Below are 17,596 nucleotides of genomic sequence, written 5' to 3'. Positions count from 1 at the left end.
CTACAAACTCACTCTCGCACTCGATGCGCATTCCCTGCGGCCGGTCTGTTTCCTGCTCCATCCGGGATCTCCCCACGACTCCACCATTTTCCGTGAAATCGTGAGTGAATTGAAAAGGCGCAGAATCGCCCGGATCGGTGATACAATCGTCTTTGACAAGGGATACGACGCGTATGATAACTACGTGGAGGGAATCTTCGAGTTCAGCATCGTCCCGGCGATCTTCGCCAAGAGGAACTTCTCATTACCCAAACTGCTCAGGAAACTCAATTTTCCCCTCTGGATTTTCGGGAGGTCTGATGCGAAACAGCTCGTCCAGAGATACACTTCCCTGGCGCGTCGGTTGGTGATGTACCTCCGCGACGAGATCCAACTCGTGGAGAAGAGATCCCTCATCGAGGATGTCTTCAAAATGGCGAAAAATGCATTCGGTTTGAAGAGGATCCACAAATATACAACGCGATCTGTGAAAAAGACGGTCTGCCTGAATGTACTTTTACTCGGGCTCGTTATTTCTCTGGGATTTGGCGATAAGATTCAATTACAGCGGTTGGCTGAGTGGTGATTTGGGGAGGGGGTTAAAGCTATATCTCAGCCGATCGAAAACTCCCCAATGACCTTCGAAACATTCGGCTTGCACGAGGCATGCAAGAGGGTACAAAAGGTTGGGGACCGCCTTTCAGAATTTGAATCGATAATTGACTGGGACCAGTTTCGCCCGATTCTTGAAGACCTCTACAAGAACAAGAAAGGAAAGGCAGAAGACCAAATATCGACCCTGTCGTGATGGTCAAATCCCTCGTGCTCCAGGAACTCTCCAACTTCTCCGGCCCGGAACTGGAACGCCAGGTGACGGATCGCATCCCGTTTCGGAAGTCCATCAAGTTTTTCCACGGGGTTCCCGATTTTTCCATAGCTTGGTTCTCCCGCGAACATCTCAAGGAATCAGGCAAATCCCAGGAGATATGGGATAATTTCCAGGCACAGATCGCGGCCAAGGGTCCTGTAATCACCCGTGGAGTCATCCAGGATGCAACGAGCATCACCGCGGACCCGGGAAAACTGTCTTCCGGGACATCACCGCGGGATGAAGGAAAAACCCGGAGAATAAAGACGGGACCTGGACGAAAAGAGGAGAGATACCCTGTTTTGGATACAAGCTCCACGTGCTCATCGACAGGGAGGATCACCTGGTCTGCCGCATCGAGACAACGATTGCATCTGTCCCTGATAGCCAGGTAGACCTCCCGATGCTAGGGGAGACAGTGTCCCGCGACAAGGGATATTTCGGAGTGAAACCCCGTGCCTCGATCGATAAAACCGTGAAAAGGGCTGTCCGGGGTTGCCCGCTGACTATCAGGGAGAAGCGCAGGAACCGTGCGATCAGCAAGACACGGAGGGTGATTGAACGGGTTTTCGCCGTGATCAAACGGACATTCCCCCATGATCACGTTCTCGTGACGACTGTAGAGAGGGTGCATGTCAAAAACGTGTTTGCCTCGTTTTTGTTCAATCTGATCCCGTGGGGTTCTCGCAAACGGAAAGGAGTTTGGTAGCGGGAGCTATCGATGACTTCTAAAAAAAACCAGGTAAAAACCAGGTAATTTGGTGAAATCTTTTGGGAAATCTCCCATTTTGAGTTCTCAAATTTCGAGAGAGCCTTCTCTTTCTTTCGATGTCACAGGTTTTTCGAAATCGTCAACCAAAAAGAACCTCGCGACGATGGCAATTTTTACCGCTTCGGTTGCAGTCTTTATCGGAGTAACCTCGTATTTTGAAAATTCCTGCTATGCGCGGCGTGTTGAGACAATCGCCAGGACCTGTTCCAAGAGGAACCATTTTGGGTCCTTCCGTTCTACTGTCATGGGGGAGTTCATTGTTGTTCAAATATGTATTTCCCTTCGAGTACTGTCAATTTTACGGTTTTTCCTTAATTTTTTTTGTATTATGAGGTTTTTACAATTGTACTTTTATTCGGGGTTGTAGAATGTGTGCCCAAATGTCAATTGAGAGCTAATTTTGCGGTATTTTGAGTTCGACCCAGTAAGGGGACTATATATAGAATCAGGCATGACAATTCAGTAATCCATGATTCCTCAGGAAATCACGCGAGAGCACGTCCTCGCGGCGCTCCGCGAGATAGACAGAACGGGCATCCCCAAGGAGAGGCAGGCTGCCGAGTACATGGTCGTGCACGGCGGGAAGCTCTACCCGGAGAAGTACGTCGTCTCCCTCGCGTCGAGATTTGCTCTCGGGAAAGAGCTTGGTCCTCACTCGTTCAGCGGGGAGCGGGAGACAGTACGCTTCCTGACCGCGAGGGGCTTTCCCATCGTCAGGATGACCGCGTGGGAGGGGGCGGTCGCACGACTCGGGGAACGCCACCGGGCGGTCCCCGGGGAACCGGGCCATAGGGAGATCGTCGGGTCGAAAGCGGAGGTCACGGGGAAGTTTGGCCGGGTATTCTCGCCCGGGCACCTTCCTGTCACGACGGGAGAGGAGTTCTCCGCGTTCCTCGAGTACGCCCGGCAGAGGGGGTGGATTGGTCCCAGAGGGCCCGGTGGCTGGCAGGGAGGGGATGCAGGGGTCTATAGGGAACGACTCGCTCTCCTCCTCGACGAGTCGCGGCATGTCGCGGACCGCGTCGACGCATTCGGCGCAGTGGATCTCGCGTCGGCAATCCTCCACGTCGCCCACCCCGACAAATACGGCGTCCTCTCGCGCCCGGTCGAGGATGCCCTGCGGAAAGCGGGGATATTCCCAGCCGTCAGGGAGGGTGCGACACCCGGCGCGACGTACGCCGCGGTAAACGAGGTCCTCCTCGCCCTCGCGGGTGCAACGGGGATGGATCCTTGGACCCTCTGCGCGATCCTCCACGCTCTCGGGGAAGGTGCGTGGGCACAGGAGCCCCGATCCCTGCCGGAGGCATTCCGCGACGCGATCGCGATCGCGGGCATCGTCCAAAAGAAAGGTCTCCACGGCAAAAGCCTCGCCAGGGGGCCGGAAGCGGGGAAGTACAGGGAGGCGTACCGCGAGTCCGTGAAGCCCGCGATCGGGGCATTCAAGGGAAAGCACGGGGCGACTCCCAACGTGGTCATCAGGGCGCTCCTCGACGATTTCCTCCAATCGCGGGGGGCGACGGGGAGGTACGCGACGCGGGGCTTCCCCTTCGTGGGACAGGCAGTCCACGCCTACACGTGGGGCGTGATCACGCGGGAGGCTGGGGACGGGGAGGAGATGGGCTTCTCGCGTGTCCCCCAGCTCTTCATCGCGGTCACGCCCTCGCAACTCAGGTACGGGCTCGCGTACGGGGACCGTGTCGGGAGCGCCCACGTGGAGGCGGCACGGTCTGACCCGCGGGTCCAGCGGCTCGTGCAGGACGTCCTTTTGGAGAATCCGGAAATCGACGCGTTCAACAAGCCGAGAGGTGACGAGGATCCCGCAGGCCAGGAGAACATCCGCGACAGGATCCTCGCGGGGGACTTCGGGGCGTGGTCCAAAGAGACGATCCTCGCGGAACGGCACGGTGCCGATGCGATCCCCAACGACGTGGGTGATCGGATCCGCACCGTCCTCTCCGCGCTCTTCCCCGTCTTCGAGGCCCTCTCGTTCCCGGGAGAGCCCGCAAACCCCGCGGGTATCGCGGCGGGAGGAGAGGTGCTCCCTGCTTGGCCGGTGCGGGTGTGGGGCGAGGTCGCAGGGAAACTCGCCGTCAACTTCCGCGGGCGCAGGCTCTCCTCTTCCAGCCTGTATTTCTTGCCGGATGAATGGGAGCGGATCGCGTCACAGGTGAACGCCGCGCTCACGAGCGGAAAGCACGTCATCCTCATCGGGCCGCCGGGGACGGGCAAGTCGAAGCTCGCACAGGATATCTGCGAGGCGTATGCCGGCAGGGGGAACTTCGTCCTCGCGACGGCGTCCTCGGAGTGGTCGACGTACGAGACGATCGGCGGCTACCGGCCCGACCGCGAGGGGAGGCTCGTCTTCCACCCGGGGCTCTTCCTCCAGTGCCTCCGCGGCGAGGGGGGCGAGCCGGCCAACCGGTGGCTGGTCATCGACGAAATCAACAGGGCGGACATCGACAAGGCATTCGGGGCATTCTTCTCCGTGCTCACGGGGGACACCGTCACCCTCCCCTATGAGTACGGCGGGAAGCCCGTGAGAATCGTCGGGAAGCCTGACCCCTCCCTCCCGCTCGGGGAGGAGACTTTCGCCATCCACCCCGACTGGCGCATCATCGCGACGATGAACACGTTTGACAAGAGCAGCCTTTACGAGATGAGCTACGCCTTCATGCGGCGCTTCGCATTCGTCCCCGTGAACGTGCCGCCGCGGATCGACAGGGCGCTCGTCGAGGAGTATGCGCGGCGGTGGGGCATCGACCTCCCGGAGGGGATGGCAGCGGAGGTCGCCGGGGCGTGGGAGAGGATCAACGAGAAGAGGAAGATCGGCCCTGCCATCATCCACGACGTCATCAGGTGCATCCTGCACTCGGGACGTGACGGGTGGGAGTCCGCGCTCGTGATGTATGTCGTCCCCCAGTTTGAGGGTCTCCGCGAGGAGGATCAAAGAGAGTTCATCAAAATCCTCGAAGGCTTGCAGTGCGTGAGGGACAAGGAGTACATGGTGGAATACGCCCGGGAATTCCTTGGGATCCCAAGGGAAACCTCGAAGTGAATGGTCACCGACCCAGAGATCCTCGTCGAGGAGATCGCGCCCGACCTCCTCGCCTTCCTGAAGGAGGGGAGAATAGAGAGAAGGGGTCTTTCCACGTTCTTCCGGGAGGGGGGCTACCTTCCTTCGATATCTGCCCTCGAGAAGATCCTGCGCATCCACTTCGTCCTCTCGGAGCGTATCCAGGAGGGGAGCGATGGAGAGGAGTACCCCGGCGTGATCCCTTTCGCCCGCATCCTCGCGGAACGGCTGCACCGGGTTAAAACGACGGTCGAGGCTCGGGACGAGGAGTACGAGGGGGAGGTGCGGGGGAGGATCGACTGGCACAAGACGTTCCGGGCGCGGTGCAGGCCAGGCTCGAGGAATCCCTGCTATGTCTGTGAGAGGATTGAGCGCGAGTACGGTACGCCGGAAAACCTCGTCCTCCGGGAGATCGTCTCGATCATCTCCGACATCCTCGAGAACGACATGCGGGAAGCGCTGGAGAAGGAGTACGGGTGGGTCTCGGCATGGGTGGGGGAGGCAAACCTCGGGAGGGTTGTGCCCTCTCTCCTCTCGGGGAATGTGTACATGAGGAGGATCCCCGCCGGGGAGGCAAGGGTCACGGAGAGGATGGTCTCCCGCGCGCTCAAGGCCCGGCTCCCCCTCTACCGGGATGCGGCCCGGCTCCTGCTCTTCTACCGCCGGCTGATGGCCCACGAGTGGGATCCCGGGACGGCGCGGTGGCTCCTCTACGAGACGTTCATCAGGCCGGGGAGGGACGAAGCGCTCTTTGAGCTCTTCTGGGTCGTGCGGATCATCCGCCACTACAGGGAGCGGGGTGCACGCATCGTCTTTTACCCGCTCGAGGAGGGCGAAAGCTGCGTCGCGCGCTGGACGGCGGGGGAAAAGACGTTCCGGATCTTCCACAACGCGGCGGGAAACTATGCCCTGTGGGAGGGAATCGAGGAGGCAAGAGCAGCCCTGCGAAACCCTGACTCGTTCCCCGGGAGGAAGATCCGCGCCCTCGAGGCCTTCTGCGAGGCGACGGGGGGATCCCCGGCGGCCATTTGGTCCGGGAGGCCGGACATCCTCCTCGAGGTCCGCGACGGGGAGACGGGAGAGCAAAGGGTCCTCGTCGGCGAGGTGAAGTACACCGACGACCCCGCGTACGCGGGGGAGGGGCTCGTCCAGCTCCTCGAGTACATGGCTCTCCTCAAGGGGGCGAGGGGGTACCTCGAACCGCTCGAATATCTCTTCTCGGGCCGCGGAGCCGTCTTTGGCATCCTCTTCTCCGACGCGGTCCCCGTCTTTCCGGTGCGCGACGGCCCCTCGTTCTGGACGGTCCGGTACGGCGAGTTCGAGAAACTCGGAAAGGTACTGGATGAATTTGCCTGACGCATGTGCGCACGAGGCCCGCTTGCGGGATCCCCCGCGTCCACTTTCACCCCGCGCCCCGCTCTCCTTCAAGTAGCCGGTGGCCGATCCGATCGTGCATGGCCCCGGTGATCGGCCCGCTCGGGAACTCCGTGTTCCGCGACCGCGAGGTCCTCGAGGCAGACTTCCTCCCCGAGGAGATCCTCTTCCGCGACTCCCAGCTCCGGGAGATCGCGTACTGCCTCCAGCCCGGGCTGCACGGCGGCAGGCCCGTGAACGCGCTCCTGCGGGGACCGCCGGGGACCGGGAAGACGACCTGCGTCCGGAGGATATTTGCCGAGGTCGAGGAGGCGACGCGGAAGATCGTCCCGGTCCACGTCCACTGCCAGGGCGAGCGGACGCTCCACGCGGTCCTCTCCCGCATCCACACCGCGATCTACGGGCACGCCCCGCCCGCCCTCGGCAGCCCCGTCCGCGAGGTCCTCGACCGGATCGGGAAGGGCCTTGCCGCGGAGAAGCGCGTCCTCTCCGTCTGCCTCGACGACGCGAACCTGCTGCTCGCCGGGAGGGTCCTCGACCAGGTCCTCTCCGCGCTCCTCCGGCTCCACGAGGCGTACCCCGGGGCGAGGGCCGGCGTCCTCCTCGTTGTCGGGAACCCCGGGACCGACCTCTCCCGCGCGCTCGACCCCGCGGTCGTCTCGGTCCTCTACGCGGCCGAGATCCCGTTTTCGCCCTACGCGAGGGAGGAGGTCGCCGGCATCCTGCGCGACAGGGCCCGCCGCGCACTCCTCCCCGGCGTGCTCCCCGGCGACGTGCTCGACCTCGTCGTGGAGAAGACCGTCTCCTGCGGGGACCTCCGGGTGGGAATCGACCTCCTCCGGAGGGCGGCGCTCGCCGCGGAGAGGGCGGGGGACCGGGAGATCACCGCGGGGCACGTGGAGGCGGCGTTCGAGGCATCGCGGGATGCCCGGCTCGAGGACTGCGTGGAGGCGCTCTCCGGCGAGGAGCGGGAGATCCTCCTCCAGGCCGCGAGGCTTGTCCTCGCCGAGCCCGGCGTCCCCCTCACGGCGGGCCTCCTCTTCGACGCGGTCACGATGCGGGTGCGGATGAGCTACGCCGCGTTCCACCAGAGGGTCCGGAGGCTCGAGGAGGCGGGGGCGATCGCGGTCCGCGCCCGGAGGACGGCGGGGAGGGGCAGGACGAGGGAGATCCACGTCAGGTTCGACCCCGCGAGGGTCGTTTCCGCCTGCGGGGGGAATGCGGGGGCGTGCCCCGGCCAGCGGGAGGGGGAGGAGGCGGCGTGAAGCGTTCTCCCGGACTCCCGCGGGGAAATAGGTGCGAAAAATGGTGCGGCGCGGTCACCGCGCGAAGACCGGCCGCGACGTCGTGCTCTCGCCCGCGGCGTTGCGCACCGTGAGCGTCACCGTGTATGTCCCGGGGGAGACGTAGGTGTGGACCGGGTTCCTCTCGGACGAGGTGTTCCCGTCGCCGAAGTCCCAGTGCCACGATGCCGGTGCAAAGAACGACATGTCGGTGAACCGGACGGAAAGCGGTGCCTTCCCGATGGTCACGTTCATCCTGAAGAACGCGACGGGCGGCTTTGCGGGCGGAACGGGGGTCGTCGGCGGGGTGGTGACCGTCGTTGCCGGCGTGGGGACCGTGGTCGGTGACCGCACGACGACCGTTCCCGTGGAGGTCGCGGTCCCGCCGGCGTTCCCCACCGTGAGCGCGACCGTGTAGATCCCGGGGAGCGCGTAGGTGTGGACCGGGTTCCTCTCCGTGGACGTCACCCCGTCGCCGAAGTCCCAGAACCACGCGGTGGGCGACCGCACCGACATGTCCCGGAACCGGACGGTGAGCGGCGCAAAGCCGAAGGGGGGATTTGCGACGAAGTAGGGGATCGGGGGCGGGCCCGAGGGGAGCACGGTGACGCAGCCGGGGCGCGCCAGCCGATCCTCGCCCCCCTCGTTCCGGACGGTGAGCGAGACCGTGTAGTTCCCGGGCAGGGTGTAGACGTGGGTCACGGTCGCGCTCTCGTTGCTCCACGCGGTCGTCCCGTCGCCGAACTCCCAGAACCTCTCGTGGACGACGCCGGCCGACGTGTCGGTGAAGGTCACCTCGAGCGGGGCGGGACCGAAGGCCGGGGACGCCGTGAAGTTTGCGGCCGGGGTCGCGTTCATCACCCGGATGTAGCCCTCCTTTGCCACGCTGTCAGAGCCGTACGGGCCCTCGACGGCGAGCGTCACCGTGTAGACGCCATTTTGGGTGTAGACGTGGACGGGGTTCATCTCGGTCGAGGCACCCCCGTCCCCGAAGTCCCACCGGTGGCGGAACGGGGGTGTCCCGGACGTGTTGTCGAAGAACTGGACGCGGAACGGCGCGGGGCCGGTCGTCGGCCCGTAGACCGCGAAGTCCGCGCGGGGGGGAAGCGGGGGCCCGCCCCTCGCGGCCTCGGCGATGCCCGCGACCCCGCCGCCGGCGTCGGCCGGAACGACGGTCCCGTCCGCGGGTTCGTCCGAGGCGGTGCACGGGGAGAGGAGGATTCCGATCAGGAGGAAGAGCACGGGGAGACAGAGACGCATTCTCGCCACCACGATAAGGAATGGAGGTACGGGAAGTAAAAAGTGTTTCCCGGGCGGGAAAACCGGGTGCGGGGTACGGGGAGGGCCCGGGGAGCGGGAAAAGGGGGAAAAAGGGGAGGGGGAGTGCCGGTCACCGCGCGAAGACCGGCCTCTGCGTCGATCCCTCGCCCGCAGCGTTGCGGACCGTGAGGGTGACCGTGTAGGTCCCGGGGAGCACGTACACGTGGACCGGGTTCCTCTCGGTGGAGTTCGCCCCGTCACCGAAGTCCCACGCCCACGCGGTGGGGGCATTGAAGGACATGTCGGTGAACTGGACCGCGAGCGGGGCCCTGCCCATGGTCACGTTCGCCTTGAAGAACGCGACCGGCGGCTGGCCGGGGAGCGGCGGGAGGGTCGGGCGCGGGGAGATGGTGGGCAATAGCGGGATCGTCACGGTCGGCGTGGGGACCGGGAAGACCGGCGCTGCCCGCACCATGACGGGGAGCGACGCGGTCGCGCTCCCGCCGCTGTTCCAGACCGTGAGGGTGACCGTGTAGGTCCCGGGGGACGCGTAGGTGTGGACCGGGTCCTTCTCGGACGAGGTGTTCCCGTCGCCGAAGTCCCAGTGCCACGCGAGCGGCCCGCGCTTCGACCTGTCCGTGAACTGGACGGTGAGCGGGGCGACCCCGAACGTCCTGTTCGCCGTGAAGAACGGGATCGGCCGCGGTCCGGACGGCGCCACGCGGACGAGGTCGTCCCGCGCGAGGGTGTCCTCGCCCCCGTCGTTTGCCACGGTGAGTGAGACGGAGTAGTTCCCGGGCAACGCGTACACGTGGGTCACGGTCGCGCTCCCGTTGCTCCACGCGGTCGTCCCGTCGCCGAATGTCCAGAACCTCGAGTGGACGACGCCCGCCGACGTGTCGGTGAAGGTCACCTCGAGCGGGGCGGGGCCCGTGGTCGGGGACGCCGTGAAGTTCGCTGCCGGTGTCGCGTTCACCTGCTTGAGGGGGATCGGCTCGGAGATCGGCTCCGCTTCGCTGTCTCCCCCTTCGTCCCCCGTGGCCTCCACGGTATCGACCGGGAACTTGAACGCGAACGCGACGTCGTCGACCGCGGGATCCTCGATCGCCCCGAGGACCGCCTCGAACGCCTCCTGCCCCGCGAGCGCGCCATCGCCCTTCAGCGGGAAGAGGACCGTCCCGGGCTCGGGCGAGGTGCTGCACACCCTCTCCATCGTCTCGTCCGGGGAGACGTCGAGGGCACCGTTCTCCATCGGGTGCTGGGCGATCACGAAGTAGTCGCCGGGGGAAAGCGTTGCAGTCTCCTCGCCCGGGATCTCGAGGTCGAACGTCCCCTTCCCGGTCACCTCGAGGGTCGTGTAGGAGAAGTACCCCTCCCCGAAGATCCAGACCGCGACGACCGGCGGGTTGCCCTCCGCGGTGCCGTGGATCCAGATCGGCTCGCCCTGCACCACGCAGGATGGATCGGGGAACGCCCACACGGGGCCGGGAACCCCTTCGTCCTCCGGGAGGACGACGATCTCGCCCGCGTCGCCGGCATCACCGTCACCCTGCTCATCCCCACCCTGCCCGTTGCCGGGGGGAACGCCGTCGTCACCGTCCCCGAGCGGGACTGTGCCGCACGTGTCGCATGACGGTGAATCGCCCGGGAACTCCTGGGGTTCATCCGCCACGCAGGAGAGTGTCACCATGCAGGACGCGAGGATCCCGCACGCGAGGAGCATGAATAGGGGGATTCTCATGGTCTCACCTTTGCTCTGGATGAGATGAGAGATCCCTATATAAATAAACATTCCCTCCCCCCGGTGAAACGATCGCACTTTGCGGGAGGGGGAGCGCGGTCACGTGGAAGCAACCCTGTACTTCCCGCGGGGGACGAGGAGCTTGAACCGTGCACCCTCTCCCGGCCTGCCGGTCTCCCGGATGGAGATCCCCGTGATCGCGAGGATCTCGCGGGAGAGGAAGAGGCCCATCCCGGTGTTCTTCCCGTAGCCCCTCCCGAAGATCTTCTCCTTCTCCTCCGCGGGGATGCCGTGCCCGTCGTCCTCGCAGGTGATCGTGCATCCGTCACCAGCCTCCTCGGCGGCGAACCGGACCCTCGTGACCTTCCCCCCGTACCGGACGGCGTTGTCCACGAGGTTGAAGATGACCCTGTGGATGAGGGGGTCGGCGAAGACCTCGAGCCCCGCGGGGATGTCGTTTACGACCCGCACGTCGCCGAGCGAGACCTCCCGGGCCGAGGTATCCACGAGTTGCCGGCAGTCGTGCCACGCCGGCGCGTGGACGCCGATGCTCTCGTACTCCTTCGTGAACCGGATGATCGCCGCGATCCGTTCCGCGGCCCTCGCGATCACCCCCACCCTCTCCTGTATCGCCGGGTCGAGCCGCTCCTCGGAGAGGAGCGCCGCGTAGCCCTGGATGACGGTGAGCTGGTTGTTGATGTCGTGCCGGGTGATGGAGGAGAGGAGGTTGAGCTTCCTGTTCGCCATCTGGAGGGCCTCTTCCACCCTCTTGCGCTCGGTGATGTCCTGCCCCTGCGCGATCGTCGCGATGACCGAGACCCCGTCGGGCCCGTGGATGTTCGCCGAGTTCCAGAGGACCGTCCTCACCTCCCCGGTCCGCTGGAGGACCGGGATATCGGCGACTTCCATTGCCTCTCCCGCGGTCGCCCGGCGGATGACCTCCATTGAGGACTCGCGGGTCGCCTCGGGGAAGAGGATCCCGATGCGCGACCCGATCGCCTCCCCGGGTGGGATCCCGGTGAGCTGGGAAAACGCCCTGTTGAACCGCGTGATCCGGTAGTCCCTGTCCCAGACGACGATGGGGGCGTTCGCATACGCGATGAGGTTCGTGAGGTACTCGTTTGCCTCCCGCAGGTCCCGCTCTGCGCGGGCCCGGACCTCGGCGAGGTACGTGACGACCGCCGCGACGAGGACGAAGATCGCGACCCGGATGAGGGCCCCCTGAAGGACGGCGGGATCCTGCGAGAACCGGGCCATCAGCGCAAAGTAGCCGAGCGCGATCCCGACAGAGACGGCGAACCCCCGCCGCAGGAAGTAGACGCACGCGATGATGATCGGGATGTAGAGGACGTTCTGGAAGATCGTGAGCCAGCCCGCCATGAGGGCGAGCACGCAGATGGCAAACCCGGCCGCGGTCGTCGCGACGAGCAGGACCACGGGGAGCAGCCTCTTGGCCGTGTGGCGTGCATCCTCCCCCGGGGACGCGGCGGGATTCATCCTGTTCACTCCATTTTTCTGTTCCCACGTGACATAAATACGCGCCTGTACTTCCCGTGGGGGACGAGGAGCTCAAAGCGCGCCCCCTCTCCGGGCGTGCCTGTCTCGCGGATCGCGATCCCCGTGAGGGCGAGGATCTCCCGCGCGAGGAAGAGGCCAAACCCCGTGTGATTCCCGTAACCCTTCTCGAAGATCCTCTCCTTCTCCCCCGCGGGGATCCCGACCCCGTCGTCGGCTACTACCACGAGGAGCCCGTCCTCGCGCTCCTCGCACGAGACCGAGACGCGGGTCGCCTTCCCCCCGTGGCGGGACGCGTTCTCGACGATGTTTCCAAAGACCCGCCCGAGCATCGGGTCGGCGAGGACCTCGGCGTCGCAGTCGCAGGTCACCGTGAGGGGGCCCGGGTCGAGGCCGCGGACGACCTCGCGGATCGACTGCCACGTCGGGGCGTGCACCCCGATCTCCTGGTACACCTTCGTGAACTCGAGGAACCGCGCGATCTTCTCGCTGGCCTCGTCGATCTTCCGGAAGAGTGCCCCCGCGTCGGGATCCGCCGTGCTCCCCGCGCCGATCGCCGCGTACCCCCGGATCGCCGTGAGCTGGTTTGCGATGTCGTGGCGCGTGATGCCCGAGAGGAGGGTGATCTTCCGGTTCGCCTCGCGGAGTGCCTCCTCTATCACCTTCCGGTCGGTGATGTCCACGTGGGTGCCCACCATCCGGAGAGGCCTTCCCTCTTCGTCCCTCCCGACGACCATCCCGCGCGCGAGGATCCACGCCCAGTCGCCGTCCTTCCGCCGCATCCGGAACTCGACCGAGAATCCCTCCTCGCCCGCCATAAGCGCCCTCCATATCTCGCCTTCCGTCCGGGCGATGTCGTCGGGGTGGACGAGGCTCCTCCACGTCGCGTAGTGTCCGGGCAACGACCCCGGCTCGTACCCGAGCATCCTGTGGTACTGGGGGCTGAAGAACGCGTTCCCGGTTGGGATGTCCCAGTCCCAGTACCCGTCCCTCGTCGCCTCGAACGAGAGCCGGAGCCGTTCCTCGGCCTCGACGAGGTCCGTGATGTCCTGTCCCACCGACTGGTACTCGACGGCGCGCCCCTCCCCGTCGAAGAACGCCCGGTCTGTCCACCTGTGCCACCGGACCCTCCCGTCCGGCAGGACGACCCTGTGGACGATCGTCCCGGCCGGGTTCTCCGGGGTGAGGGAGGAAAAGAACTCCGCGAGCCGTTTCCTGTCCTCGGGGGGGATATTTGGCCTGAAACGCCTCCCGATGATCCCCTCCCGCGGGAGACCGAAGTACCTGCAGTACGCGTCGTTTGCAAAGACGTGCGTCCCGTCCGGAGTGAACCGCGAGATGAGCTCCGTCCGCGTCTCGACGACGTCCCTGTAGCAAGCCTCGCTCTCCGCGAGCGCCTTCTCGAAGGCCTTGCGCTCGGTGACGTCGCGGAAGATCCCCTCGACGCCGCGGAGGGTCCCGTCCGGCCCGTACCAGAGGTGGCTGTTCGTCGAGACGATGACCGGGGACCCGTCCTTCCTCTTCAGGACGATCTCGTAGTCCGTCACTCTCCCTTCCCGCAGGACCTCCTCAAGGAACCTCTCCCAGTCCGGGGGGTGGAAATAGAACGTCTCCGCGACCGGTTTCCCGATGCACTCGGCGAGGTCGTCGTACCCAAGGAGCGTTGCGAACGAGCGGCTCGCCTTGACAAGCCTCCCCCCGAGGTCGACCCTCACGTACACGTCCTGGACACTCTCGAGGAGGTGCGTGTACTCTGCCGTCGCCTCGCGGAGGGCGGATTCAGCCCTCTTGCGCTCCGTGAAGTCGAGCAGGGAGGCAACGCTCCTGTCCGTGCCCGGGATGATGTCCACGGTCAGGTGGATGTCGCGGATCTCCCCGGTCCTCGTGACGAACCGGAACTCGTAGGATTTGAGGGCCTTCTCCGGGTCGGTCCTGCGGAGGCGGTGCTGCGCGACCATCCGGTCGAGGTCTTCGGGGACCACGAATTCCATCCATTTCTTCCTGTTCTCGATCTCTTCTCTGGAATACCCGCTTAAACGTGCAAAGCCGGAATTCGCGAGGCTGATCGTCCCGTCGGCCTCGATGAGGACCATCGCCGTCCCCGCCGTCTCGAAGATCGTCCGGTAGAGACTCTCCCGCTCGCGGAGGGCGTCCTCGTATGCCTTCCGCGACGTGTTGTCGGTGATGATCCCGCGGATGCCCACGATCGTGTCCCCCGAGACGATGGGGGAGGAATAGACCGTGAGGGGGAATCTCGACCCGTCCTTCCGGAGGCCCGTGTAGTCGCCCGGGGGGAGCGGCGGCTTGCGCTTCCCGGAGAGGATCGCATCTATCGCCACCCGGGCCCTCTCCCTGTCTTCCGGGGCGATCATCTGGAGGGCGGAGAGCCCCCCCTCGAAATCCCCGCGGGTGTAGCCGAACATCTCGAAAGCGGCCCTGTTCGCGTAGGAAAGGACGCAGTGCCGGTCCATCTCGAAGACGGTGAGGGGGAGGAGGTCGGAGAGGTCGCGGAATCGCTTCTCGCTCTCCGCGAGGGCGGATTCAGCCCTCTTGCGCTCGGTGATGTCCCGGATGGACTCTATCGCGCCCGTGATCCGGCCGCTGCGGTCGTAGAGCGGGGACGCGGTGAACCAGAGGTGGGCACCCTTCCCGCCGTTGAGGTGGGGGATGGAGATCTCGGAGTAGAGTTTCCTGCCCACCCTCCGCACGTACGGGTACTTCGCTTCTGTCGCGGGATCGTGCCGGAGGACGAGGTCGACGAGGACGGGGCGGCGCTCGCGGTAGAAGGGGAGCGCGTACTCGTAGTTCCCCTTCCCGAGGATCTCCCCCGCCGGGATGCCGGTCATCCTCTCCATCGCCCTGTTCCACGCGATCACAGTCCCGTCCCTGTCGATTGCGAACGTCGCGTCCGGGAGGAAGTCGATGATCTGGCGGAGCCGCTCGTCCACCTCGCGGCGGTCGTCCTCGGCCCTCCGGAGCTCGACGGCCCTCTCTATCTTGCGCCCGAGCTCGGCGAACTGGGCCTTCACGTCCCCGCCCTTCTGGATGTAGAAATCCGCGCCGCTCTCGAAGGCCTGTATTGCGACCTCCTCCCTCCCCTTCCCGGTGAAGATGATGAACGGCGTTGCGTCCCCGGACTTGCGGATCGCCCGGAGGAGGGAAAGACCGTCCATCCCCGGCATCTGGTAGTCGGAGACGATCGCGTCGTACTTCCGCGTTTTCCGCATCTCGAGGGCCCGGAACGCGGAGTCGGCGACGTCCACGGAGAAGCGACCGGTCCTCTGGAGGTACATCTTCGTGAGGTCGAGCAGGGCCGGCTCGTCGTCGACGTAGAGGACGGTGATCATGGGCGCGTGGCGGGGAGGCTGGATGTGCGGGGTTTCCTCCCCTCACGTGTCACATTCCCACCGAGAGCAAAAACATTTCCCTTCGTGGCGGTCTACCGGGCCCGGGGGATGTCCCCCCCCGCCTCCCAGATCTCGAACCTGCAGAGGTTGCTCCCCGTCGCGTAGCAGTTCTTCTCGACGGCCTCCCTCGCGTCGCCGCAGTGCGCGGAAAAGAGGGCAGAGAGGATCCCGGCGCCGAATGAGCACTCCGGTTTTCCCGTCATGGGGAGTCTTGCGCACTCAAAGCAATCCCTGATGACGAGCGTCGGGGGATCCGCCCGCTCGAGCGCGAGCGTCCCAAGGCCGTGACTCTCCCAGAACCGCGAGACGCGGGAGATGAAGGACCGGGTGTCGTCGTCCCTCACGAGGGGGTAGATCGCCTCCCCCGCCCTCCGCCCCGCGCGCGAGAAGAGGGGGTGCATCTCGATCCCCTCCGAGATCAGGCTCACGCGCAGGCTCGTGAGGATGACGCTGTAGACATCGCGGGTCGTCGCATCGGGGGGGAGGCTCCCGGGGAAGAACCGGTCGATCCACTCCATGTCGCGGTCGAGCGCGAGGGTCCGCATGATGATCTTGCCGTTGAGGGAGAAGAGCCGCCTGCGGCCGTCCGAGGGATCGGGCCTCGAGACCGCGATTCCCGCTTCCGTGAGGGCTTTTAAGTGCGCAGAGACGGTCGACTTCGCCCTGCCCGACCGGCTCACGATCTCCTCGAAGTCGGTCTCGCCTGCCTCGAGGATCTCGAGGATCTTGCCCTTGAGCGGGCTGTCGATCGCCACGAGGCCGCGGTCGGACGCGCAGATCCGGATGAACCTCTGTGCCCCCTCCCGCGGGGATTCGCCGGTCGTCACGCGTGGCCCTCCGTTGTACCGAGAATGCGCACGAAAAGTATAAATACATATGGTTCGTACATACTCAAATGTTCGTAAAATATCGAACAAATGATCCCCGCGGCGCGGGGTGACGCGCCGGGGCAACCCGGCGCAGGAGAGACGCGCGAATACACGGAAAAAAAGAAGGAGTAAGGTGCAATGACAGTGGCATCGGCCCCGGCCCCGGCCGAAGGGGCTGAGGTGGGCAGGCAGGTCCCGCTCGTCGACCGCCTGCCGTCGTCTGCGAAGGCAGTCTACGCGCTCCTCTCGGACGGCAGGGAGAGGACGCTGCACGAGATCATCGGCGTGGTCCCGTTCTCCCCGCGGACGATCAGGAACGCGCTCGCACGGCTGCGCGCAAGCGGGCTCATCATCGCGAAGTTCAACATCAGGGACGCGCGGAAACCTCTCTACAGGGTAAAGACCGCGTGAATGGAAAAACCGCGGGGGTGTCCCGGGGCGACCTGCGGTGATAGAAAAAACGCCCTGTTTTTCACGCCCCGCGCAGCGTGCGAATCCTCAAGGCCTCCTCTCTATACTCCCTAGACATCCACGTGGAGGAGGGCGCGGACCGCGATCCCCGCGAGGAACGAGATCCCCGCGATCCCGAGTGAGAGGACCGCCATCTCCGCGAACCGACTCCAGAGCGGGGTGTCGAGGGTGACGGAGACATAGGCAGAGAAGGCCGCGATGACGAGGATCGCGGCGGCGATGGTCAACCCGAGGGCGACGAGCGGGTCCCCGGCGAGGACGAACGGGAGGACGAGGACGAGGACCGTGGCGATGTACGCGGCACCCGTGTAGAGGGCGGCCCTCGAGGGGTCCTGCCCCTTCCGGTCAGACTTCTGGGAGAGGTACTCGGATGATGCCATCGACAGCGCGGCCGCGATCCCCATGACGATCCCCGCCGCCGCGACGAGCCTCGTCTCCCGCAGGGCGAACGTGAACCCGGCGAGGCTCCCGGAAAACTCGATGAGGGCGTCGTTCAGCCCGAGCACGATCGAGCCCATGTAGGCGAGCCTCTCCTCGGAGAGCATGGAGAGGAGCGCCCTCTCGTGGTCTTCCTCGTCCCGGACGACCTCGTCGATGCCGGCAACGACCCCCGAGAGGGCCCTGTACGCGCTGATGGACCTGTGCTCCCCCCTCTCCATGAGCTTCGCCGCGAAGGTGACCCCGAGCACCCACGCGAGGAGGAGGTACCACGCGGCGCGGAGCCTGTCCGGCGCGGCCTCCTCGCCCGTGTATCCCTGCCAGAACCGGGCGTGCGCGAGTTCCTCGGCGGCCATCTCCCGCAGGACCGCGGCGTTCCCCGCGTCCCGGACCATCCCCGCGAGCCGTTCGTAGACGAGGTGCTCGGTTGCCTCGGACCTCTGGAACGCGCGGAAGGCATCCCGGTGCCCCGCGTCCCCTGTCCCGCGTCCGTCCGCGTGCACGGGAGAATTATCGCACGCAGCCGGGAAAAAGCGGTCGGTCGCG

General features: G+C 65.2%; 11 protein-coding genes and 1 pseudogene. 6 read left to right on the top strand and 6 right to left on the bottom strand.

Features of this window, described 5'->3' with window-relative positions; genetic code table 11:
* The 5 genes and pseudogenes from QFX32_09075 to QFX32_09055 form a co-directional block, all read left to right on the top strand.
* On the top strand, nucleotides 1-565 hold a 565-nt coding region (locus tag QFX32_09075), incomplete at its 5' end, for a transposase (GenBank protein MDI9634185.1).
* Nucleotides 566-613: 48 nt separating this feature from the next.
* Nucleotides 614-1,556: pseudogene (locus QFX32_09070) on the top strand (IS5 family transposase).
* A 532-nt stretch (nucleotides 1,557-2,088) separates the two neighbouring features.
* Nucleotides 2,089-4,674 carry a MoxR family ATPase gene (locus QFX32_09065; GenBank protein MDI9634184.1) on the top strand — a complete coding sequence of 862 codons (2,586 nt, stop codon included), beginning with the start codon at nucleotides 2,089-2,091 and terminating at the stop codon, nucleotides 4,672-4,674.
* The gene (locus tag QFX32_09060; GenBank protein MDI9634183.1) at nucleotides 4,675-6,048 is read left to right on the top strand and encodes a hypothetical protein; all 1,374 of its coding nucleotides are present in this window, start codon (nucleotides 4,675-4,677) and stop codon (nucleotides 6,046-6,048) included.
* Between the two features lie 98 nt (nucleotides 6,049-6,146).
* Complete coding sequence (locus tag QFX32_09055) at nucleotides 6,147-7,331, top strand: ORC1-type DNA replication protein (protein MDI9634182.1); 1,185 nt, start codon at nucleotides 6,147-6,149, stop codon at nucleotides 7,329-7,331.
* 54 nt (nucleotides 7,332-7,385) lie between these two features.
* Here the strand turns inward: QFX32_09055 and QFX32_09050 are convergent, their stop codons facing one another.
* From QFX32_09050 to QFX32_09030, 5 genes are all read right to left on the bottom strand, one after another.
* Nucleotides 7,386-8,609: a PKD domain-containing protein gene (locus tag QFX32_09050; GenBank protein ID MDI9634181.1), complete on the bottom strand. Its 1,224-nt coding sequence runs from the start codon at nucleotides 8,607-8,609 to the stop codon at nucleotides 7,386-7,388.
* Nucleotides 8,610-8,739: 130 nt separating this feature from the next.
* Nucleotides 8,740-10,350 (bottom strand): PKD domain-containing protein, encoded by a 1,611-nt coding sequence (locus QFX32_09045; GenBank protein ID MDI9634180.1) that lies wholly within the window; start codon nucleotides 10,348-10,350, stop codon nucleotides 8,740-8,742.
* 99 nt (nucleotides 10,351-10,449) lie between these two features.
* The gene (locus QFX32_09040) at nucleotides 10,450-11,847 is read right to left on the bottom strand and encodes a PAS domain S-box protein (protein MDI9634179.1); all 1,398 of its coding nucleotides are present in this window, start codon (nucleotides 11,845-11,847) and stop codon (nucleotides 10,450-10,452) included.
* A gap of 5 nt (nucleotides 11,848-11,852) precedes the next feature.
* A complete protein-coding gene (locus QFX32_09035) occupies nucleotides 11,853-15,212 on the bottom strand; it encodes a PAS domain S-box protein (GenBank protein MDI9634178.1) in 3,360 nt (1,119 codons plus the stop codon).
* A 92-nt stretch (nucleotides 15,213-15,304) separates the two neighbouring features.
* Complete coding sequence (locus tag QFX32_09030; protein MDI9634177.1) at nucleotides 15,305-16,099, bottom strand: ArsR family transcriptional regulator; 795 nt, start codon at nucleotides 16,097-16,099, stop codon at nucleotides 15,305-15,307.
* Between the two features lie 180 nt (nucleotides 16,100-16,279).
* Between QFX32_09030 and QFX32_09025 the strand changes: the two genes are divergently transcribed.
* A complete protein-coding gene (locus tag QFX32_09025) occupies nucleotides 16,280-16,552 on the top strand; it encodes a hypothetical protein (protein MDI9634176.1) in 273 nt (90 codons plus the stop codon).
* A 110-nt stretch (nucleotides 16,553-16,662) separates the two neighbouring features.
* Here QFX32_09025 and QFX32_09020 read toward each other — a convergent pair whose 3' ends face one another.
* A complete protein-coding gene (locus tag QFX32_09020) occupies nucleotides 16,663-17,553 on the bottom strand; it encodes a VIT1/CCC1 family protein (protein MDI9634175.1) in 891 nt (296 codons plus the stop codon).
* Nucleotides 17,554-17,596 lie beyond the last annotated feature (43 nt).

The organism is Methanolinea sp., assembly GCA_030055515.1.
Lineage (GTDB): Archaea > Halobacteriota > Methanomicrobia > Methanomicrobiales > Methanospirillaceae > Methanolinea_A.
This window is presented reverse-complemented; position numbering and strand designations above follow the sequence as displayed.